The organism is Streptomyces sp. NPDC004788 (genome assembly GCF_053601115.1).
Window position 1 is genome coordinate 104,573 of sequence record NZ_JBSGBF010000004.1, and the last position, 19,544, is coordinate 124,116.

Genomic DNA, 19,544 nt, shown 5'->3' on the forward strand with positions numbered 1-19,544 from the left:
CTCATATGAGATCAGCGCGCGGCTGTGGTCAAGAGTTCGGCACGGACTTCGGTGCGGACTCGTCCTTGGCGGCCGGCAGGCCCGACTGGCGTGCGGAGAGCGCCGAGTTGAAGCGCGTGAGCAGCGTGCAGAAGGACTCCCGCTCGGCGGGCGTCCAGCCGTCGGTGACCTCCGCCATCAGCTGGCGGCGCGAGGTGCGGACCTCCTCCAGGCGGGCCTGGCCGCGCGGCGACAGCTGGAGCACCACGGCGCGCCCGTCCTCGGGGTGCGAGGTGCGCTTGACCAGGCCGGTGTCGACGAGCGGGGCGACCTGGCGGGTGACCGTGGAGGAGTCGATGCCCATGCCGGCGGCGAGCGCCTTCACGCCCATCGGGCCTTCCTGGTCGAGTCGGTTGAGCAGCAGATAGGCGGCGCGGTCCATGGAGTTGCGCAGCTGCCCGGTGCCGCCGAGCCGGGTCTGCTCGGCCCGCCGGGCGAAGACGGCCACCTGGTGCTGGAGGGCGTCGAGGAGACCGGGGTCGAGCTCAGTCGTCATGTCCTGGGACGTGGGCATGGCTGTGGTGGCTCTCCTGTGCGGGGACGGTGGGTTCAGGTGGATGTTCGGTGTGTTCGGTGCGGTCGGTGGGGGACAGAGTACGCGGACGGGACCCGGTCCGTACCGGCGCTGCGCGAACCGGATTCGAACGGGGCACGGCGGCCGCTCGCCGGGCGGCCCGGGCCCGCGTGAGCTGCGAGACTGCGGTCATGAGCTTCGGTACGCCAGACCCCTTTCACCCTCTGAGCCACTTCCCGAGCCACGGCCGGCCGCGGCCCGCGCACCACGCGCCGCACCCGCCGCTGATCCTCGACGACGTCCGCGGGGCGCAGAAGATGCTGGGCGGGGTGGCCCGGGTGACCGCGATGGAGGGCAGCCGCCATCTGTCGTCGCTGGTGGGCACGCCGGTGCACCTCAAGTGCGAGAACCTGCAGCGCACCGGCTCGTTCAAGCTGCGCGGCGCGTACGTACGGATCGCGGGGCTCCGGCCCGAGCAGCGGGCGGCCGGGGTGGTCGCCGCCTCGGCCGGCAACCACGCGCAGGGCGTGGCGCTGGCCTCGCACCTGCTCGGCGTGCACGCGACGGTCTTCATGCCGGTGGGCGCCCCGCTGCCGAAGGTGGCGGCGACCCGGGAGTACGGGGCGGAGGTGCGGCTGCACGGACACGTGGTGGACGAGACCCTGGCGGCCGCCGAGGAGTACGCGCGGGAGACCGGCGCGGTCTTCATCCACCCCTTCGACCACCCCGACATCATCGCCGGACAGGGCACCGTCGGCCTGGAGATCCTGGAGCAGTGCCCCGAGGTGCGGACGATCCTGGTCGGGGTCGGCGGCGGCGGTCTGGTGGCGGGGATCGGGCTCGCGGTGAAGTCGGTGCGGCCCGACGTGCGGGTGGTCGGCGTGCAGGCGGAGGGCGCGGCGGCGTACCCGCCCTCGCTCGCGGCCGGGCACCCGGTGGCGATCGACGCGCCGGTCACGATGGCGGACGGCATCAAGGTGGGGCGGCCCGGCGACGTGCCCTTCGGGCTCGTCCAGGAGTACGTGGACGAGGTGCGCACCGTCTCCGAGGACGCGCTCTCCTCGGCGCTGCTGCTCTGCCTGGAGCGGGCGAAGCTCGTCGTCGAACCGGCCGGCGCGAGCACGGTGGCGGCGCTGCTCGCCGACCCGGAGGCGTTCCACGGGCGGGGGCCGGTGGTGGCGGTGCTGTCCGGCGGGAACGTGGACCCGCTGCTCATGCAGCGGGTGCTGCGGCACGGCATGGCGGCCGCGGGCCGCTATCTCGGCCTTCGCCTGAAGGTGACCGACCGGCCGGGGACGCTCGCGACGCTGCTCGCGGTGCTGACGGTGGTCGACGCGAACGTGCTCGACGTCGGTCACGTACGGACCGATCCGCGGCTCGGTCTCACGGAGGCGGAGGTCGAGCTGCACCTGGAGACGAAGGGCCCCGAGCACTGCGAGGAGGTCACTGCGGCGCTGCGGGACGCGGGGTACACGGTGCTGGGCTGATCCGGGGAGCCGTCGCAAACGGGTTGTGTATCGCGATGTATCGCGTTAGCGTGTGGTGCAGGTCACTCGCGCGCCGGGCGCTGCCCGCTCGGCGTACCTAGACTTGGACAGAAACTCTCAAATCTAGCCAAATCCGCTGGAAGTCGCTGGAAATCGCTGGGAGACACACATGCCAGGCGCGATCCACGCCGAAGGTCTGGTGAAGACCTTCGGCGACGTACGAGCACTGGACGGCGTGGACCTCGACGTGCCCGAGGGCACCGTCCTGGGCCTGCTCGGACCGAACGGCGCGGGGAAGACCACGACCGTGCGCGTGCTCACCACGCTCCTCAAACCCGACAGCGGCCGGGCGGTGGTCGCGGGCCTGGACGTGCTCAGACATCCCAACGAGGTGCGCCGCTCCATCGGTCTGTCGGGCCAGTTCGCGGCCGTCGACGAGTACCTGACCGGCCGCGAGAACCTGCGGATGGTCGGCCGGCTCTACCAGATGGACGGCAGGGCCGCGAAGGCCCGCGCCGGCGAGCTCCTGGAGCGGTTCGACCTCGCGGACGCCGCCGACCGCCCCGCCAAGACCTACTCCGGCGGCATGCGCCGCCGCCTCGACCTCGCCGCCGCCCTCGTCGTCTCCCCGCCCGTCATGTTCATGGACGAGCCCACCACCGGCCTCGACCCCCGCAACCGGCAGGCCCTGTGGGAGGTCATCCAGGAACTCGTCGCGGGCGGCACCACCCTCCTCCTCACCACCCAGTACCTGGAGGAGGCCGACCACCTCGCCCACGACATCTGCGTCGTCGACCACGGCCGCGTCATCGCCCGCGGCACCTCCGACCAGCTCAAGGCCCAGACCGGCGGCGAGCGCGTCGAGGTCGTCGTCCACGACCGCGACATGATCCCGCAGTCCCGCGAGGTCCTGGCCCGCTACGGCCTGGCCGGCATCAGCCACGGCGACATCGCCGTCGAGGAGCACACCCGCAAGCTGACCGTCCCCGTCGCCGGCGGCGCCAAGATCCTCGCCGAGGTCATCCGCGACCTGGACGCCCTCGACATCGAGATCGACGACATCGGCCTGCGCCGCCCCACCCTCGACGACGTCTTCATCTCGCTGACGGGCCACGCGGCCGAGCAGCGCGAGGAGGAGGACAAGAAGGCGAACGCGAAGGCGGAGAAGAAGGCGAACGCGAAGGCGAACGAGAAGGCGAGCAAGAAGGAGGCCGTCAAGTGACCGCGGTGACCGATACCTTGGCGAAGCCGAAGACGCGCGGCGCCATCGCCCAGTCGATCAGCGACTCGCTGGTCATCACCAAGCGCAACCTGATCCGGATGAGCCGCATCCCGAATCTCGTTCGCAGAGTTGAGTTTCATTGCAGCTGTATAAGCGCAGGTCAGCGGGCGTTCACTGGGAAGGGGCAGGGCGCATGAGCATGATGGCCGACTCCCTGGTGATCGCCCGCAGGAACTTGATTCGCATGTCCAGGATTCCCGAGATGTTGATCTTCGGGTTGCTCCAGCCAGTCATGTTCGTGGTGCTGTTCAGCTTCGTCTTCGGCGGCTCGATGACTGTCGGGGGCAGCACGGACCCGCAGACCTACCGCGAGTTCCTGATGGCCGGCATCTTCGCCCAGACCGTCACCTTCGCCACGGCCGGCGCGGGCGCCGGCATCGCCGACGACATGCACAAGGGCCTGATCGACCGCTTCCGCTCGCTCCCGATGGCCCGCGGCGCGGTCCTCACCGGCCGCACGCTCGCCGACCTCGTGCAGACCGCGCTGACCGTCGTGGTCCTGGTGATCGTCGCCCTCCTCGTCGGCTGGCGCATCCACGAGGGCGTCCCCAAGGCGCTCCTCGCCTTCGGACTGCTGCTCCTCCTCGGCTACGCCTTCTCCTGGATCGGCGCGCTCATCGGCCTCTCGGTCCGCACACCGGAGGCGGCGACCTCCGGCGGTCTCATCTGGCTCTTCCCGGTCACGTTCATCTCGATCGCGTTCGTGGACTCCGCGCAGATGGCCAGCTGGCTCCAACCGATCGCCGAGTGGAACCCCTTCAGCGCGACTGTGCAGGCGTGCCGCAAGCTGTTCGGGAACCCGGGGGTCTCCACCTCCGACGCCTGGCCCATGGTCCACCCGGTATGGGCGTCGATCATCTGGTCGGTGCTGATCATCGCGGTGTTCCGGACGCTGTCGGTACGGAAGTACCGCCGAGCTGAGTGAAGTCATGCGGACAGACACCAGAGGCCCCCAGGCCACTCCGTGGGGGCCTCTTGGCGTGTGCCCGCGCCTTCCGACGGAAGCCGGCGGCTAGTGCGTGTTCCGCCCCATGCAGACAAGCCACGGAGAGTCTGGGGAGGGCTGGACGACCCCGATTTCCTGGTAGCCCCAGCCCTCGTACAGCCGCATGACCTTGCCGTCGCCTGCGCTCGGGTTGACCATGAGCGTCGTGTGGGGCTCCGTACGGTGATTCATCAGTTCGTCGTGCATTTGTCGTGAGACGCCTATCCCGCGCCAGGCCGGGATCACGCCGATCTCCTTCACGGCGATGGCATCCTTCGAGGTGTACTTGCCGGGGGCCGGCGTGGTCATCCTCTTCCGCCAGCGGTCTCCCGGAGCCACGGTGTTGCCATAGGCGTATCCGATGGGCTTTCCGTCGGCGGGATCGTGCCCGACGACAGCACCCCACCCTGGTTCGGCACCATGCCGGTCCAGCCTCTCCAGAAACACGTCGAGCCGGTAGTTCGGGTGCTCCAGCAGTTCAGCGCGTACCTGCGCGTACAGCTCGCCAAGTACGGTCCGTACCTGGGGCGTAAGGGTGGTGTGATGTTGCAGGCGAGCCGTGCGCATCGTCACTTGCGGTTCTCCTTGATCTCTCGAACATGCTCCCGCCACGTCACGGCGAAGGGGCTATCTGGCGCGATGCCGGAAAGCCGAGCGCCGAAGCCGGCCAGCATTCCGGCCACGCGGGGGTGGTTTGCCGCGGAATCCTCGGGGACTCTCAGGGCTGTCGTGACGGCTGCTTCGACTTCGCCTTGTTCGAGCTGCGCTCTGGCAAGTCGAGTCGTGGCGATGGCTCGGGATCGATGCATGTGGGGGCGGAGATTAGCCAGGCATCGGTGCCCGTGCGATTCTGCCTCGGCCCACATGCCGAGGCTGAGGTATGCCGACATGGCCAAGGAGTTGATCTCGGCCTCGTCGTAGAAAGCGAGCAGCCATGACGGCCGCCCCGGGTCGTCACTTCGCTTGGAGCGATGCCAGGCTTCTTCGGCTTGCTGGAAGGCACGCTTCGCAGCCCTGCGGTCTCCGGCCGCCGCGTGGATCGCTCCGTGGCGAGCGAGCCCGAGAGAGGCGAAGACGGAGTCACGCCGAACGATGCCGAGACGTCGCGCAACCATGTTGGCGGCGTCCGCTTCCCCCGGCCTGCCCATGTGCCGGTACATGGTCCCGGCGTGGCTCCAGATGCGGAACTGGATCGTCTGGTCGCCGCTCATGGTCGCGATCTCTGCGGCCTTCCGCAGGTGATCTTCGGCGGCATCGAAGCGACGGCCGTCGATGGCCGCCCACATCGCGGAGGAGCGGAACGCGGCAGCCGCCCCGTAGAGGGCCCCTAGCACCCGCTGTGAGGCGGCCCCAGTCCCCTGCAAGGCCAGTGCTTCGTTCGAAAGCCGCTCTGACGCCTTCTCGATCCCGAGCTGGCCACCATGCCTGTGATCTGAGGCGATGATCTCGTCGAAGCTCTGTCGAACCCGGGCGACATCGGACATGCCGACCCTGCGCCGGGTGCCGGCGACGGCAGGGGCGGCGGCGCCGATCGCGGTGGAGGCTGCGATTGCGACTGCGCCGAGGGAGAAGTCCCGACGTTCCACTGGCGGCTCCTCAGACGTCCGTAAGGTGGCGCGACTACGACGCCTGAACCCTAGTTCCAGGGCGCTCCTGCCCGATACAAGCTCGATGGCTCGAAGCTGCGGACCGTTCGGACACCTGACGCGCCCCGAGCGCCAGTCGCGAATGTTGGAGCCTTCGAGGCCCCCCATCCTGCCTGTGAGCTCTCCTACGGCCTGATTAACCAGCTCAGCGACCTCGCGGGCCGATAAGTCCGCCTCTTCCATCCAGTCCACGAACGCGCTATTTCGCTTGTCCACGGGTCCACGTTAGGACTCGACGCGAACCCCGCGCACTTAAAGGAAGCGTCAAATCGCCCTAGGTGACGCCACGTTCGAGGGCCTTGATCGCCCTACCTGTCGTTGCCGGTGAGGCGTTGACTGGGCATCAGCCAGCACCCCTTCGGCAACTCGGTTCGCGCTCCCCCAGCGCGGGGTGGTGGCTAGGAGGAGCACACCCAGCCTCGCCCCCCGTCGGGGCTGGGTGTCTCACCACCTTGGAGGGATTCCCGTGAGTACGACTGTGATCAAGCCCGTGGCAACTGGAGAACCCGGCTACAGCTCCAACTTCGCGTGCAACCCCGAGTCCGTCCGCGGGGCGCGTGGCCTTATCCAGTCCGCCCTTCAGACCTGGGGCATGGGCCACATCGTGCCCGAGGCTCTGGTTGCCGTTTCAGAACTGGCCGGCAACGCGGTCGTGCACAGCGGGGGAACCGAGATAAAGGTGTGTGTGCAGCGAGCTGGACCGAGCCGCATCCGCATCGAGGTCACAGACAGTTCGAAAGTGCTGCCGCGCCTGGAGTGCCCTCGGCCCACCGACGAGTCCGGCCGTGGACTCGCCCTCGTCGACATCCTCGCCGACCGCTGGGGCGCGGAGGACTTCGCTGGCGGAAAGCGCGTCTGGGCGGAGATTTCCAGCGCGGCGAGCACCGAGTGAGCAAGGCCGTCCTGATCTCCTGGGGCGAACCGGGGGAGCGGGCCTTCAACGAGGTCGTCCGGGACTTCACGACAGGTCGCGCCCTCATGGTCCGCTGCCCACTCCCCGAGTGTCGGCAGCTCGTGCGGGTGACGCGGTGCAGACGCCTCGCCCGCCACGCACGCTCGGACGCCGAGCCACGCTGCGACTTGTCCGGCAGCGAGGTTTTCGACCGCACATCAACCAAGCCAACTCACACCTCATAAACCGGAAGGGGTCACTGTGGCCGTCAGGGACAGCGATGTCGTCAAGACGCTCAGCAGCTACATGCACGAGCGCCCCCGCGAGCGCATGGCGCTCATGCCGCTGTACGACGCCCTGAGGGATCACGCCGGCAGGCGCGGATGCAGTCACGGTGGGAGGTGCCCGATGATCACGGCTGGGGCGATCGTCGTTGACGAGCAGAACCGCGTATTGGCTCTGCGGAACGAGACCCGCTGGGCGCTGGCAGAGGGACTTCCGGAGGACGGCGACGACTCTCTCGACGAAGTGGCACTGCGCGTACTGCGCGAGGAGGCGGGACTTTACGGCGTGTGGACCATGCCGGGCGTCGAGGGGCCCATCCTGATCGACACCCGGCAGGCGGCCCCTGAATTCGGCCCCCGCCTCCGTATCGGGTTCCGCTTCCTCTTCCGAGCCCACTCGGAGGCCCTCCTGCCGACGGTGATCGATCCGGAGCGAGCTGGCTGGGTTGCGTTCAACGAGATCGGCATTCCTGGCGTCGCCGAGCGGGTTGAGCAGTACCTCGGGGTGTTGACGTGAGTCACCGGTCTTCTCAGATCGCCTACGTGATTTCCCTGGCCGTCATCGGCGGGGCCCTCATCGTCGGCATCTTTTGGGGCGACGGTGGCTAGGCCGAGCGGTGCGTCAGCCCCCATCACGGCCATCGAGGTCTTCCCGTACGAGTTGGAGCTGCTCGACTTCGTCCCCTTCCGCGGGAAGTACCGCCAGATCGTCGACCTGCGAAGGTCCGGCCCCTCCGCCAGGTTCCTTGCCTTCCACGACGGCACCAAGGGCGTGGCTCGCCGGCGGTGCATCGCGTACCGGCGTACCAGCTCCAGGCCGACAGAAGGCAGCAACGTCGCCCCCTAAGAGCCCCCCGCCCGCCGCTTCGGAAGCCAGGTCAGGCCCGAAGGGGGTGGGCCCCAAGCTCCGCTCGTCCCGGTCAGGCCCTTGTCTGCGGGGACCGTCCCGAACCGGGACGAGCGGTTTCCTGCACCACTCCGCTTACAAGCAAAGGAATCCCATGACCAGCTCTGTTGCGCTCCCCGTCTCGACGCGTCCGTGGGGCGCGAACCGACTCTCCCCCTACCCGACCACGATCCGCCGGCCTCACGTGTCGGTCTCCATCGACCCCGACACGCAGCTCGGCACCTTCCTGGACCGCGACGGCCGCGTCGTCGAGATGGGCAAGCACGGCACCAGCTCCGGCACGGAGACCTCGACGTCCACCAGCTCCGACGGCCAGTCCGGCAACGATCAGGGCAGCGACCAGGACAGCAACCAGGACTGATGACCGTGACCGAGAAGAGGCCGGTGCTCGTGGCCACCGAGGCGGACGACATCACCGCCGACATGGTGATCACGGAACTCAACCGGCTCGATGTGCCGGTAGTCCGATTCAACCCGGCTGACATCGGGGCGGACCTGACGGTCTCGGCTCGGTTCGGCACCTGCCCGGCCCCCGTGGCCGGGCAGGTGCGTACCCCGTCGAGAACCGCCGACCTTGCCCGCGTCCGCGCGGTGTATTGGCGCCGTCCCATATGGCCCAAGTTCCCAAGCATGGGTCTGGACGACGCCCAGTTTGCTGCGGCCCAGGTCCGGTACGGCCTTGGTGGCGCCCTCTACGCCATGGAAGGGCCGGTCTGGGTGAATCACCCCCTCCGCGTCGCGGCGGCCGACTACAAGCCCGCACAGCTGGCCGCGGCCCAACGGCTTGGCCTCACGGTGCCGCCCACGTTGGTGACTAACGACCCTGACGACGCACGTGAGTTCATCTCGGCACACGATCAAGTGATCTACAAGACGCTGCGATGGACGCCCTACCAGCGGGACGGCATCCCCGTGACCGGCTGGGCCGACCCGGTTACCGCCGCGGAAATCGACGACAGCTTGCGTGTTGCACCCCACCTGTTCCAGGCCGTTGTCGACAAGGTGGCCGACCTACGCGTCTTGATCGTCGGTCGGCAGGTGTTCGCCGTGCGGATCACCTCCGGCCTCCTGGACTGGCGCAAGGACTACTCGGTCCTGTCGTACAGCGTGGTAGACCTGCCGGGGGCGGTCGAGAAGGCGCTTCTGGCCTATCTGGATCACTACGGGTTGCGTTCCGGCAGCTTCGACTTTGCCGAAGACCACAGAGGCGACCTGTGGTGGCTGGAGATCAACCCCAACGGTCAGTGGGGATGGCTGGAGCCGCGTACCGGTTTGCAGATGTCCGCCGCATTCGCGGCCCTACTGGCAGGAGAGAGCACATGACCGACACCGCGTCCGAGCGCCGAAGGCTTGCCGCCCAACTCGTACAGGCCGGCGCCCTCAAGACGTCGACGTGGCGGGCGGCCGTCGAGTCGGTCCCTCGTGAGCTGTTCCTGAACCCGGGCGTCTTCCTGCCCGAGGGTGGGCTCTGGCGGCCCATGACGGCCGTCGGCACCGATGAGGCCGAGTGGGTCCAGACCGCCTACTCCCTGGACACGCTGACCACCCAGCTCGACGGTCACCTCACCGCCGACCAGGTGAGCGAACCCGTGGTGGGGCTGCCCACCTCGTCCTCGACGATGCCAGCGCTCGTGGTCAGCATGATCGAGAGCCTGGACGTGGAGGACGGCCACCAGGTCCTGGAGATCGGCACCGGCACCGGGTACTCCACCGCCCTGATGTGCCACCGCCTTGGTGAGGACAACGTCACCACTGTCGAAGTGGACCCGGACGTCGCCTCCCGCGCGGACGCGGCCCTGGAGGCAGCCGGATATTCGACGTGGACGGTGACCGGTGACGGTCTCCTCGGGTACCCCAGGCGTGCGCCGTACGACCGGGTCATCGCCACCTGTCTGGTCCGGCGCATCCCCTACACGTGGGTGCAGCAGACCAAGCCGGGCGGGATCATCCTGGCCACGGTCGGCTCGTGGGCGAACGGCTGCGGCCTGGCCAAGGTGACCGTGAACGAGGACGGCACGGCCGATGGTCGCATTATCGGGAAGGCCAGCTTTATGCAGGCCCGCTCCCAGGCCACCACGCCTTTGGCTGGCGATCTCTCGGCCCGCGCCGCCTACGCCGACAGCGAGCGGCAGACGAAGGTGTCGCCGCTCATGATGGACGAGTGGATGCCGGCCTTCATCACCCAGCTTGCGGCGCCCGGGGCTCAGCTCGTGCGTGCCAGGACGGGCGAGGGTGGACAGCTCCTCTACCTCTTCGATCCCGAGCGCGAGTCGTTCGCCGAGTTCATCGACGACGGCGAGAGCTGGCGCGTTCGGCAGGGCGGACCCGCAACCCTGTGGGATGACGTCGAGGAGTCCCTCGTCGCCTGGCAGGTGGCTGGCAGCCCGGACATCACCTCCGTCCGCCTCCACATCGCCAAGCACGGTCACACGTACTGGATCGGCGGTCAGCAGATCACGACCCGCACGTCATCCCACTGGCTCAGCGACGGGTCAGCGCTCCGGTGGCAACACTCACTGGTCGATCGACCATAACCGTCCCAACTCAACGACAAGCCCCTGGCGTTGGCCGGGGGCTTCGTCGTGTTGTCAGTTTGTACTCACACCGTTGCTCTGTGCTACTTTGGGGAAGGTAGAGCCCCGCAAGCGCGGGGCTCCTAGAAACGCCTGGAGATCAGTCAGTCCAGCCAGGCGGAATAGGACGAAAGAGTTCCCCGATTAGCGTCGGGGGCGAGACGGGCCCAGTGGCCCAGCACGAATCGGGACCGTTGCGCAGGACTGAAGCGATGGGCTCGACCGACTCCTACGGAGGCTTGCGTCAAGTGACGCAAGACCAAGGGAGTTTGTCACTTGTTAACGCAGGTGGCTGGTCGAGACCGTCGCAAGCGTCTCACCGGCCACCCTCAGATGAGGGGTTTGAGTAGGTGAACGTCAGTCGTCCGGCCGCTGTCGTGATGTGGTTCATGGCCTCCGTGATCGGCGGCCTCCTGTGCGGGATCGCTGCGGCCATCCTGGGCGAGGCAGTGCCGACTAGCGTCGTGTGGGGTGGTGGCGGCTTTATCGGAGTCGGCACCCTGGGCCTCGGCGTCCTCGCCTTCCTCGCCGGCGGCGGACAGGGCGGCCCGCCCGCCCCTTGAGTGTGGAAGCCCCCCAGGCCGACGTGCCTGGGGGTTTCCCCAGTCACGCTACGCGGCGGCCAGTTCCGGAAGGGAGTCGTACCCGTCCACGTAGGTCTCGCCGTTCAGCCAGGCCGTCAGCTTCCCGACGCCTCGCTCGTGCCGCCGCATCGCGGTCGACGCCTCGACGGACTGGAAGGCGGCGATCACCTTCAGCTCCAGGTCCAGCACGTGGCGCATGAGTACGGCCTGCCTCTCGACGAGGGAGAGGTCCGTGTCGCGCCAGGCCCGCCGGACATCCGACAGGGCCGCGAAGATCGAGTTCCCCTTGCTCGGGTCCGAGTAGCCCTTGGGCATCCCGTCCTCGACGTACACCTCGGCCTTGATGCCGTACGCGGACTCGGCGTCGAACAGGTAGGGCAGAACGTGCTCGACGTCTGCGCGCTGGTAGGTCCCCATCAGGCAGCCGCCCCGGTGACCACCTCGTACGAGGTGCTGCGCGAGCGGTGCTTCGCCTCGGTGCGGACCCTCGTCGTCAGGAGCTGCACGAGCCGGTGGTACAGCACCCCCGGGCCCAGCTCGGGGTCGTCCAAGCACTCGGCGAGCCGGCGGTTTGTGGCCACCAGGATCAGCCCCTCCTGGATCGCGTCGTCCCGCTCGATCGTGCGGGTGCTGCCGTACTTGTCGGCCATGTGCCAGGCGGCCCGCTCGACCACCTTCCGAACCGTGGGGTCCTGGACGCGGGACCAGTCTGCGTACGCCTCCTCTGCCGTCTCGGCCGTCGTGTCCTCCATGTCGATCAGGTTGATCAACCGTGCACTACCTCCTTCACGGGCACTCGCCCATCCTTGGTCACTGCGACGATCAGGCCCGGTGCCCCCGTCGTCCCCTTGGCGTGCCGCCACCACGTCGACTCGCTCTCCATGGCCGGCGGCTGGAGGAACGTGCGGTGCCCGTCGGTGTCGACGTGCTCGTGATGCAGGTGGCCGGCGAGCAGGAGGTCCGCCTGGTGCATCGCGGACTCGCGGTTGAACGCCTGCCCCTTCCACCACTCGAAGTGCTTGCCGGGCCTCCACTGGTGGCCGTGGGCGTGGGCTGCGACCGTGCCCGAGCAGTCGACGACGACCGTCAGTTCGTCCGTGTCGGGCACGAAGAACTCGACGTGACCGAACAGGCCCGGGTTCAGGTCCGCGGCGTCCTTGACGGCGATCAGGGACTCGGTGTCGTGAGAGTCGTCGTACCTCGTCACGCCCTTGCCGTTGATCCGCACGGCTTCGCCGTGGTTGCCCGGCACGGCGGCCATCGTCAGGCGCTCGACTAGCGGCGCGAACGTGAGCATCGCGTGCAGCTTCACCCGGCGGTCGAGGCGGACCTGCTCGGTCAGCGTGAGCGGCGTCCGCCACACGTTCGCGCCGCCCTGCGACTGAAAGCCTTCGATGTGGTCACCCAGCCAGGCCACGTGAACGTGTCCGACATCGAACCGGCTCCGGTACCAGGTCAGACGCTCCGCAGCCTCGTTGATGCACTCGACCGTGCGCTGGAGCGTGCCTTCCACGCCGTCGCCGTCGATTTTTCCGAACTGCATGTCGCCGAGGGCGATCACGAACGAGTGGTCGCCGCCAGCCCGGCGAGGCGGGCCCGGCTCGTACGCCTGGATCGTGGCCAGAAGGTCGTCGATCGCGTATGTCTGCTCGACGAGGCCCTGGCGGGCGAAGGTGAACCGGGTCGACACTCCCGTGTCTCCGTTGGCCATCGTCCACTCCGAGGAGCGGAAGCCGGTTGCCCGCCACTCGACAGGGTCAAGGCCCTGCGTGCGCAGGTAGGCGGTTGCAGCGTCCTCGTCGACCCCGTCGGCCGGCCCTCGCACCGTCACGGCCGCCTGGTCGCCGGTCACCTCGATCTGCTTCGTGAAGTCCTTGTCGGGGTCCGTCGTCCTGGCGGGGACGCTCGGCCCGACGGGCTTCGCCAGAAGCTCGTCCTTCAGGCTCGTCACTTTCACACTCCCTCTGGCGCAAGGGAGCGCCGGTAAGTTCGGATGGTCGTTGCGGACACCTCGTGTCCGTGTTTGCGCAGGGTGGCGGCCAGCCAGTCGGCCGACGTGCCCCCGAAGAGGTGGTCGAAGAAGAGGTCGCGCTCGCGGTCGCCGAGGTCGGCCCAGATCTGCGCGAGGGAGGGGCCCGGGTTCCCGGGGAGGGGCACTAGATCACCCCCATCTCAGAGACCCAGTACGCCTGAACCAGCTCGAAGGTCTCCTCGCGGGTGAACCCCTCCTCGCGCAGCGCCTTGCGCAGGTCGCCCACGATGGACGCGGCCCGCCGCACGCTGGAGTAGAAGTCGATCGCGATCTCTCCGCCGAGCAGCTCGCCAAGGTCTTCCGGGACCTCAAAGTCGTTCGGTTCGCTCATCGGCCGGCCTTGTCGATGCGCTCGATCTCGCCGAGGGCTGCGGCGGCGAGCTGAACGAGCGCGGGCCGTATCTCCAGGCCGGCGGCGGCGCCGACCTCGAAGGTCAGGGACAGCAGGAGGGAGTCCAGGCTGCCGGTCTTCTCGAACTCGCCGCCCCAGGCCGCCGCACGGCCCTCGTGGGCGGTCATCCGTTTCTTGGGGGTGCCGGCCTTCGCGGCGTAGTTGGGGATCTCGGGTCGGACCTCCTGCTCGACGACCCGCACCAGGGGGTCGACCTTGCGGGGGGCTCGCTTCGGCTTCGTCGTTTGTTCCACTATCACACCTCGTCGTCGATAAGAGACAGGACGGCTTCAGCGCCCCCTGCCAGGTAGGTCTCGGTCACGTCGCCTACGCGCAGCCGCATGGCCTGCGCCGTGCGGAGCTGGCGGCAGATCTTCGACGAGAACTCCGCGCCCGCCTCATCGGGGTCGCCCCACACGCGGACCTTGGAGAAGCCGGCCAGCATCCTGCGGTGCCTGCCCTGCCACATGTTGGCGCCGGGTGCGGCGACCGCGAACAGGCCGAGCTTGCGCAGGATCGCGCGGTCCAGCTCGCCCTCGGTGATGTCGATCGTGTCGCCGGCCTGATGGATGGCGTCGATCCCGTACATGCGCGGGATGTCGTCCTTGATCGTGTTGTACTTGCCGTGGAAGAAGTCCCGGTGGTTGTGCTCCTGGAGGCAGCGGAACCGGATCGTCAGCGGCTTGCCGTCCTTATCCAGGTAGGGGATCGCGAGCATCCCCCGGTATTTCCCGTGGCCCGGGAACGGGTCAGCGACGACGCCAAGTCGGGCGGAAACCGCCTGCTCCCGGCCGAGCCCCCTTGCGTGGAGATACTGAGCGACCTCCGCCGTAAGCGCTCCTTCGTACGCCTGAGTCGCTTCCTCCAGCATCGCCCGCTGGGAGGCCGAGAGTGGCCGCAAGGGCTCGTGCTCCTCGGAAATCGGTCTCCTCCTTCAACATGATCATCGAGTAGCTGTCGCCGCCCTCTCCGCAGGAGTGGCACTTCCAGAGGCCGGCGTCGAGCTTGTAGGACATGGACGGCGTGTTGTCGTCATGGAGAGGGCACTTGGCCATCCCCGTGTTGCGCTCCGAGTTGAAGTCGACTTCGAAGTGCTCCATCACCGCTTCAAGGCTCGGCTTGTTCTCGTCGTCGCCGTGCTCGCGCTCGCCGATGCGGCGGTACCTCACGGCTCCACCCTCAGCCACTCCTCGACGGCTAGGACCAGGGCGAGGTCGGCCTCCGCGTCGTCGATGTACTCCCGGAAGGCTTCCGCTTCGTCCCAGGCGCGCTCGTAATCGACGGCCTCCCAGCCGATGAACCCGATCACTTCGGGTCCAGGCCGAGGTAGCTCTCCAGCGTCGTCAGGACATACGCCTGCCGCCAGGACTTGCCTCGGGCCTTCACGACGGCGATCGACAGGACCGCCCTCTTGTCAAGGCCGCGGTGCTTGGCGAAGTTCAGGCGCTCGATGCCGGCCTCTCGGACAAACGTGGCCGGTTCGAGCTTGGCGTTCTTCGCCTCGATCACCAGGAACTCACCGCCGAGCCGGACGACCATGTCGCCCTCATCCTCGGCGCCGCCCAGGCGCAGGGACTCGACGTCGAACCCCTCGCTGCGCAGGCCGTCCCGCAGGTCACTCTCCCACTGGGAGCCCTTGCGCTTGTTGCGCTTGTTCCGCACTGAAGTATCCGTCACTTTATCACACCCTGTCCTAAGAACCGAGGAGCACCTTCGTCGGGCTCCACTCCTCCTGTGCGGCCGGCTGCTTGGCGGCCTGGATGATCTGCCTCGGCTCCGCGCGGCGGAAGCGCGTGTACTCGGGCTCGCAGATCATCGTCGTGTAGCGCTGTGCGGTCGGATCGCACGGGCCCATGCGCTGTTTGATGCACGCCACGTGGTACGCCATCGACGTCGGGTCGAGGGCCACGGACAGCGACAGCTCGGGCTTCTCCGACAGGCCGCCCTTGACCTGGTCGCGGCTCGGCGGGTTCCACGGGGAGGTCTTGGCCTCCCACGCCTTGTCGCTCGCGTGGTGCAGGATGATGACCGTCGCGCCCGTGTCGCGGGCCAGCTCGGTGCAGCCCTGCATCACGGCCATCTGCTCGGTGTAGTCCGACTCGGCGTTTTCGAAGTCCATCAGGTTGTCGAAGACGATGACCTGCGGGTATGCATCCCACAGCTCGATGTACGCCTCCATCTCCTCGTCGATCTGCCGCCACGTGATGGGGCTGCCGAACGAGAAGGTGATCTGCGAGTCGGCTAGCGCATCGAGGTATGCCTGCCGGTACTTTCCGCCCTCGGCCATGCCGGCCTCGACCATCTCGACCGTATCCCTCGTGGCCATCGAAGCCAGTCGAGACGAGGCGGTGAACGCGCTCATGTCGGCGGAGAAGTAGAGGGTGGGGAGATTCATCTGTGCCACCCAGAAGAGAGCAAAGCCCGACTTCTGCGTGCCCGACCGGCCGGCCACCATGACGACCTCGCCATGGCGGGGTCGAACTCCAGCGGCGTACAGGTCAGTGAACGCCTCTATTCGAGGGAGTTCACGGCCCGACTCCGCATGGAGCGAAAGAGACCTACCAGGGGTGAGCACGTACCGGACTCCTCTCCGAGGGTGACGACCCGCTGGACGCCAGCGGAAGCGATGAGCGTGTGGCAGCCGGGCATGGGCGGCGCGTCACGTACAAGGTGGCGCCGGGCAACTCGTGCGGGCCTGCGTGGTAGTCGTCCCAGGGTGAACGCACTCGGGACCTCCTTTCAGCGGGGCTTCCCCCGCCATCGCCCTCCTTCCGGGCTTGATGTGTACGTCTATCACACGTGGGTCAGTCGAAGTCGGGGGCGTCGTCCAGGGCCGCCTCCGCCTTGGCCTCGCGGACGTTGGCGTACGCGATGACCTTGGTCCGGGTGTCGGCATCGTTGAGCGGACGCCACACCCACGCGGGGCGCTGCCCCGGCTTCTTCGGGGGGATCTGGTCGAGGGTCACGATGGTCGCGCCACCGACGATGGTCTCCAGGTCACGGGCGAGGATGGTCTGCTCGATGCGCTGACCCTTGGTCACCTCGGGGGTGCCGGCCGCGAGCTGCCCCTGGTCCTTGAAGACGGTGATGTCGGCCAGGACGCTGTCCTTCGGGCCGTTCGGCGTCGGACGCTGACGCTCGAAGGAGTGGACCTCCACCAGGATGGCGACTGCGGACTGGTTGTCGCCGGGCTTGAACCAGCCGCCGGCCTGCACGGGAATCTCGATGAGGTTGAGTGCCACTGGGCGTATCTCCTTGTGTTCGGTGAACGATGCTCGGTGGTGAGTTACTTGGTGATGCAGCGAGCCGGCACGTCGCCGACCTTGCTGAAGGTCCAGAGCCCGCACGGCGCGGACGTCCAGATCAGGAAGCTGGCGATGATGCCCACGACGAGGAGCACCACCGCGGACATCTCGGAGGGCTTCACGCGGGGAGCGACTTCCCCTTGGCCTTGTAGGCGTCCATCACGGCCGGGTCGGCGAAGAAGGACTGGTTCGCGGCCCAGACCTTCTTCAGGTCCGCGCGGTTGGTCTGTTTCTCGATCTCCCCGAGAATCCAGGCGTTCTTGTCCTGCTCGGGGGAGGTGGCCGACTTGTCCGACCAGGCGCTCGACGCCTGCTGTGCGCTGCCGACGTTCGCCCACGGGTCGCCCTGCGGCTTGGCCGGCGGGGCGGACTCCTCGGAGATGACCGTCGCGCCGAGATGGGTCGCGATCAGGCCCTTGCCGTGGGCGATGTTTGTAGCGTTGACGACGATGTCCGACAGAGTCAGTCCTGTCACACTATCACGTTCGATTCCGAAGCTTTCGAGGATGTCCTCGCGGACCTCGCCCGGCCGACCCTTGAGGACCAGCCACGGGTCGTCATACCCCTTGCCGTACTTGATCGTGACGGTGATACTCCGACTCGATTCACTCACTCGCTAACGTTCCTCTCTCGCTACGGTCCTGTCACTTTATCACACCTTCAGGCCGCCGAAGCGGCCTGATTCTTCACGGCCTGCCTCGCGAACGGCCGCAGGGCCTTGCGGGACCTTGAGCGCATCCTCCGGATGTTCAGCGCCAACTGCGCCGCCTCCCAGCCGAGGTTGAGGTCGACCCAGTAGAGGGTGCACGCCGCTTCACCCGCCGGCAGGTGGATGATGACACCCCAGTCCTGGTTGACGGGCGGTAGGGGTCGGTAGGCGCGCGCGGCGTCCCGTACGTCTATCACACTGCGCTTGAATTCCGCAACCGCGGCATCGTCGCCCGCATCCACCGGGAAGCGCGTGTGGTCGTACAGCACGCCGCGCGAGTAGCACGCGAGCTGTGCCGCCATCTTCAGGCCGCCGTACTCCACCGAGCCGGTCTTCAGGTCACAGATGAAGTCGCCCGACAGCGGCTCGCCGTCCGGGCCCGGCCCGTCGTACTCGGCCATGCGGTCAAAGGTGCCGGCGACTCCCAGCTCGTCGACTACGACGAACTGCTCGACGGCCTTGATCGTGAGCACGGACGTCTCTATGAGGTACGCACCCATGTCCTCGACATCCTGCGGCGAAGCCGTGGGCGGGAGCGGTCGGCCGGCGTCGACCAGCTCGCTCAGGTTGTGCAGGTGCGTTCCGCGCTCGCGCTTGTCGTTGGCTCCCGAGGCATCAGTCGCCTGCTCGGACAGGAGGTTGAGCGTCTTCTTGTCCGCCGGGTCCTCGGGGTCCAGGCCGAGCGCCTTGTCCACCAGGTCGGCACGCTTGGCGGCGCCGACCAGGACCATGCGCTTGCCCCAGTCGATCAAGGCGCTCTTGTCCTCGATGCAGTCGATGAAAGTCGTTGTCCGGGTGTAGCCCTTGGGCTTTCCGCCGCCCATCGGGACGACAAGGGGGCGACCCCAACCATCCCGTGGGACCGAGTGGTTGGGGTGTGCCGACCGCTGTGGAACCTCGATCAGGTTCAGAGCCACGCTGCCGCCAGAGGCTCGCGCTCGCACAGGTAGGTGATGATGTTGCCCTCCGTATCGAACTCTTCGTCGTACTCGGCCTGGTCGACCATCTCAAGCCCCAGTGCCTTCAGGAACTTGAGCAGGTCCCTCATGATCGCGGTGTCGTGCTCGTGTGGATTCGTAACCATCCGGAAGTCCTCCGACTCGGCGTCGATGTAGACGCAGATGCGTCCACCGTCAGCAACCAGGTCGGCCCTCTCCAGGACTCGCAGCACTATGGCCCCCCAAGTGTTAGTGAGACGAGGACTCTGACATCTCCCCAGGTCAGCCGTCAAGTCTCGCCTTGCTCGAACGTTGATTCGAATCTAGACCCTAAACCTGTACTGTTCAAGTAAGTAGCGATATTCCGCTTTAGCGCCTTACGCTCCGTACATGACAAATAGGCCCCTTGGTAAGGACCAGGGGCCTTGGTGGCGTCAGATGTCAGCTGTCGCGCTCGTCAGCGTTGCGGCGCTTGGTCGTCTTCCGCTTCGGCGTACGGATGAACTCGCCGTCGCCGTCCTCGCGCGGCACGTAGTAGAACCCGTCGAGCTTCGGTTCGTAGTGGATGACGACGTCCTTGTCCTTGAGCATCGCCTTCCAGGACTCCAGGCGCTTCAGCTTGTCCTCACCGAGTTCCAGGCCGGCCCGCCTGCGAGCCTCGGCGCGCAGCATGATCACCGGGTATTGCTGGCGATGCTCCTCCTCCATGGCCCACGGGATCAGGTCGTCATCACGCGCGATGCGTCGATCGAGGCCCTTTCTGTACCGGAAGTTTCCCCAGGCGGAGGCGGACATGTCGATGTTGTACTTGCGCTTGTACTCCTCGGTCATCCACGCGTAACTCCTGCCCTCCTTGAACCATGTGATGACCTCCTGGTCGTTCTGGATCTTCTTCTTCGCCACGGGTCTGCCTGTTCTCGATGTGTGCTGCGATCGCACTTGACATATTGGTTTGACTTTCCCATGGCTTTCGAGA

General features: G+C 67.5%; 30 protein-coding genes. 11 read left to right on the forward strand and 19 right to left on the reverse strand.

The genetic code is table 11. The features are described from left to right. Window positions 1-28: 28 nt before the first annotated feature. Window positions 29-553 carry a MarR family winged helix-turn-helix transcriptional regulator gene (locus ACWEJX_RS03615; RefSeq protein ID WP_451605877.1) on the reverse strand — a complete coding sequence of 175 codons (525 nt, stop codon included), beginning with the start codon at window positions 551-553 and terminating at the stop codon, window positions 29-31. 191 nt (window positions 554-744) lie between these two features. Here ACWEJX_RS03615 and ilvA point away from each other — a divergent pair, with 191 nt between their 5' ends. From ilvA to ACWEJX_RS03635, 4 genes are all read left to right on the forward strand, one after another. Further along, window positions 745-2,040: a threonine ammonia-lyase gene (gene ilvA, locus ACWEJX_RS03620; RefSeq protein ID WP_451605878.1), complete on the forward strand. Its 1,296-nt coding sequence runs from the start codon at window positions 745-747 to the stop codon at window positions 2,038-2,040. Window positions 2,041-2,209: 169 nt separating this feature from the next. Then, complete coding sequence (locus ACWEJX_RS03625; RefSeq protein ID WP_451605879.1) at window positions 2,210-3,262, forward strand: ATP-binding cassette domain-containing protein; 1,053 nt, start codon at window positions 2,210-2,212, stop codon at window positions 3,260-3,262. Next, window positions 3,259-3,459: a hypothetical protein gene (locus tag ACWEJX_RS03630; RefSeq protein WP_451605880.1), complete on the forward strand. Its 201-nt coding sequence runs from the start codon at window positions 3,259-3,261 to the stop codon at window positions 3,457-3,459. Before ACWEJX_RS03625 ends, ACWEJX_RS03630 begins: the two co-directional genes overlap by 4 nt. Before the next feature lie 5 nt (window positions 3,460-3,464). Further along, window positions 3,465-4,247: an ABC transporter permease gene (locus ACWEJX_RS03635; RefSeq protein WP_451605973.1), complete on the forward strand. Its 783-nt coding sequence runs from the start codon at window positions 3,465-3,467 to the stop codon at window positions 4,245-4,247. A gap of 87 nt (window positions 4,248-4,334) precedes the next feature. On the opposite strand, the gene ACWEJX_RS03640 is transcribed toward ACWEJX_RS03635, so the two are convergent. Together ACWEJX_RS03640 and ACWEJX_RS03645 are read right to left on the reverse strand one after the other, a co-directional pair. Further along, window positions 4,335-4,874, reverse strand: a complete 540-nt coding sequence (locus tag ACWEJX_RS03640; protein WP_451605974.1) for a GNAT family N-acetyltransferase — start codon at window positions 4,872-4,874, stop codon at window positions 4,335-4,337. A gap of 2 nt (window positions 4,875-4,876) precedes the next feature. Further along, entirely contained in the window at window positions 4,877-5,893 is a 1,017-nt protein-coding gene (locus ACWEJX_RS03645; protein ID WP_451605881.1) for a hypothetical protein, read from the reverse strand. Window positions 5,894-6,419: 526 nt separating this feature from the next. Here ACWEJX_RS03645 and ACWEJX_RS03650 point away from each other — a divergent pair. The 7 genes from ACWEJX_RS03650 to ACWEJX_RS03680 all read left to right on the forward strand — a co-directional run bounded on the left by ACWEJX_RS03650 (window position 6,420) and on the right by ACWEJX_RS03680 (window position 11,172). Next, window positions 6,420-6,845 carry an ATP-binding protein gene (locus ACWEJX_RS03650; RefSeq protein ID WP_451605882.1) on the forward strand — a complete coding sequence of 142 codons (426 nt, stop codon included), beginning with the start codon at window positions 6,420-6,422 and terminating at the stop codon, window positions 6,843-6,845. A 261-nt stretch (window positions 6,846-7,106) separates the two neighbouring features. After that, the gene (locus ACWEJX_RS03655; RefSeq protein ID WP_451605883.1) at window positions 7,107-7,646 is read left to right on the forward strand and encodes an NUDIX domain-containing protein; all 540 of its coding nucleotides are present in this window, start codon (window positions 7,107-7,109) and stop codon (window positions 7,644-7,646) included. Window positions 7,647-7,730: 84 nt separating this feature from the next. After that, window positions 7,731-7,976: a hypothetical protein gene (locus tag ACWEJX_RS03660; protein ID WP_451605884.1), complete on the forward strand. Its 246-nt coding sequence runs from the start codon at window positions 7,731-7,733 to the stop codon at window positions 7,974-7,976. 154 nt (window positions 7,977-8,130) lie between these two features. Next, window positions 8,131-8,397: a putative ATP-grasp-modified RiPP gene (gene tgmA, locus ACWEJX_RS03665; protein ID WP_451605885.1), complete on the forward strand. Its 267-nt coding sequence runs from the start codon at window positions 8,131-8,133 to the stop codon at window positions 8,395-8,397. Beyond that, window positions 8,397-9,359 carry an ATP-grasp ribosomal peptide maturase gene (tgmB, locus tag ACWEJX_RS03670; RefSeq protein ID WP_451605886.1) on the forward strand — a complete coding sequence of 321 codons (963 nt, stop codon included), beginning with the start codon at window positions 8,397-8,399 and terminating at the stop codon, window positions 9,357-9,359. The genes tgmA and tgmB overlap by 1 nt, the downstream gene beginning before the upstream one ends. Then, window positions 9,356-10,570, forward strand: coding sequence for an ATP-grasp peptide maturase system methyltransferase (tgmC, locus tag ACWEJX_RS03675; RefSeq protein WP_451605887.1), 1,215 nt, complete (start codon window positions 9,356-9,358; stop codon window positions 10,568-10,570). The genes tgmB and tgmC overlap by 4 nt, the downstream gene beginning before the upstream one ends. Window positions 10,571-10,959: 389 nt before the next feature. After that, on the forward strand, window positions 10,960-11,172 hold the full coding sequence (locus tag ACWEJX_RS03680) for a hypothetical protein (protein ID WP_362535008.1): 213 nt from the start codon (window positions 10,960-10,962) through the stop codon (window positions 11,170-11,172). A 48-nt stretch (window positions 11,173-11,220) separates the two neighbouring features. On the opposite strand, the gene ACWEJX_RS03685 is transcribed toward ACWEJX_RS03680, so the two are convergent. The 16 genes from ACWEJX_RS03685 to ACWEJX_RS03760 all read right to left on the reverse strand — a co-directional run bounded on the left by ACWEJX_RS03685 (window position 11,221) and on the right by ACWEJX_RS03760 (window position 19,471). Continuing rightward, a complete protein-coding gene (locus ACWEJX_RS03685) occupies window positions 11,221-11,610 on the reverse strand; it encodes a hypothetical protein (RefSeq protein ID WP_451605888.1) in 390 nt (129 codons plus the stop codon). After that, a complete protein-coding gene (locus ACWEJX_RS03690) occupies window positions 11,610-11,963 on the reverse strand; it encodes a hypothetical protein (protein WP_451605889.1) in 354 nt (117 codons plus the stop codon). Before ACWEJX_RS03690 ends, ACWEJX_RS03685 begins: the two co-directional genes overlap by 1 nt. Next, a complete protein-coding gene (locus ACWEJX_RS03695) occupies window positions 11,960-13,144 on the reverse strand; it encodes a hypothetical protein (protein ID WP_451605890.1) in 1,185 nt (394 codons plus the stop codon). The genes ACWEJX_RS03690 and ACWEJX_RS03695 overlap by 4 nt, the downstream gene beginning before the upstream one ends. A gap of 205 nt (window positions 13,145-13,349) precedes the next feature. Then, on the reverse strand, window positions 13,350-13,556 hold the full coding sequence (locus ACWEJX_RS03700; RefSeq protein ID WP_451605891.1) for a DUF7187 family protein: 207 nt from the start codon (window positions 13,554-13,556) through the stop codon (window positions 13,350-13,352). Beyond that, entirely contained in the window at window positions 13,553-13,870 is a 318-nt protein-coding gene (locus tag ACWEJX_RS03705) for a hypothetical protein (RefSeq protein WP_451605892.1), read from the reverse strand. The genes ACWEJX_RS03700 and ACWEJX_RS03705 overlap by 4 nt, the downstream gene beginning before the upstream one ends. A 2-nt stretch (window positions 13,871-13,872) precedes the next feature. Then, entirely contained in the window at window positions 13,873-14,334 is a 462-nt protein-coding gene (locus ACWEJX_RS03710; RefSeq protein ID WP_451605893.1) for a hypothetical protein, read from the reverse strand. A 31-nt stretch (window positions 14,335-14,365) separates the two neighbouring features. Continuing rightward, window positions 14,366-14,785 (reverse strand): CHC2 zinc finger domain-containing protein, encoded by a 420-nt coding sequence (locus ACWEJX_RS03715; protein ID WP_451605894.1) that lies wholly within the window; start codon window positions 14,783-14,785, stop codon window positions 14,366-14,368. Next, window positions 14,782-14,925, reverse strand: a complete 144-nt coding sequence (locus ACWEJX_RS03720) for a DUF7215 family protein (RefSeq protein ID WP_451605895.1) — start codon at window positions 14,923-14,925, stop codon at window positions 14,782-14,784. Before ACWEJX_RS03720 ends, ACWEJX_RS03715 begins: the two co-directional genes overlap by 4 nt. After that, a complete protein-coding gene (locus ACWEJX_RS03725) occupies window positions 14,922-15,293 on the reverse strand; it encodes a hypothetical protein (RefSeq protein WP_451605896.1) in 372 nt (123 codons plus the stop codon). Before ACWEJX_RS03725 ends, ACWEJX_RS03720 begins: the two co-directional genes overlap by 4 nt. Before the next feature lie 16 nt (window positions 15,294-15,309). Next, window positions 15,310-16,191, reverse strand: a complete 882-nt coding sequence (locus ACWEJX_RS03730) for an AAA family ATPase (protein ID WP_451605897.1) — start codon at window positions 16,189-16,191, stop codon at window positions 15,310-15,312. Window positions 16,192-16,420: 229 nt separating this feature from the next. Next, a complete protein-coding gene (locus ACWEJX_RS03735) occupies window positions 16,421-16,858 on the reverse strand; it encodes a hypothetical protein (RefSeq protein ID WP_451605898.1) in 438 nt (145 codons plus the stop codon). 44 nt (window positions 16,859-16,902) lie between these two features. Then, window positions 16,903-17,043 (reverse strand): hypothetical protein, encoded by a 141-nt coding sequence (locus ACWEJX_RS03740; RefSeq protein WP_451605899.1) that lies wholly within the window; start codon window positions 17,041-17,043, stop codon window positions 16,903-16,905. Then, on the reverse strand, window positions 17,040-17,534 hold the full coding sequence (locus ACWEJX_RS03745; RefSeq protein ID WP_451605900.1) for a hypothetical protein: 495 nt from the start codon (window positions 17,532-17,534) through the stop codon (window positions 17,040-17,042). Before ACWEJX_RS03745 ends, ACWEJX_RS03740 begins: the two co-directional genes overlap by 4 nt. Window positions 17,535-17,581: 47 nt before the next feature. Continuing rightward, complete coding sequence (locus ACWEJX_RS03750; protein ID WP_451605901.1) at window positions 17,582-18,454, reverse strand: hypothetical protein; 873 nt, start codon at window positions 18,452-18,454, stop codon at window positions 17,582-17,584. Between the two features lie 83 nt (window positions 18,455-18,537). Beyond that, window positions 18,538-18,801, reverse strand: coding sequence for a hypothetical protein (locus tag ACWEJX_RS03755; protein WP_451605902.1), 264 nt, complete (start codon window positions 18,799-18,801; stop codon window positions 18,538-18,540). Between the two features lie 208 nt (window positions 18,802-19,009). After that, window positions 19,010-19,471, reverse strand: a complete 462-nt coding sequence (locus ACWEJX_RS03760; protein ID WP_451605903.1) for a hypothetical protein — start codon at window positions 19,469-19,471, stop codon at window positions 19,010-19,012. Window positions 19,472-19,544 lie beyond the last annotated feature (73 nt).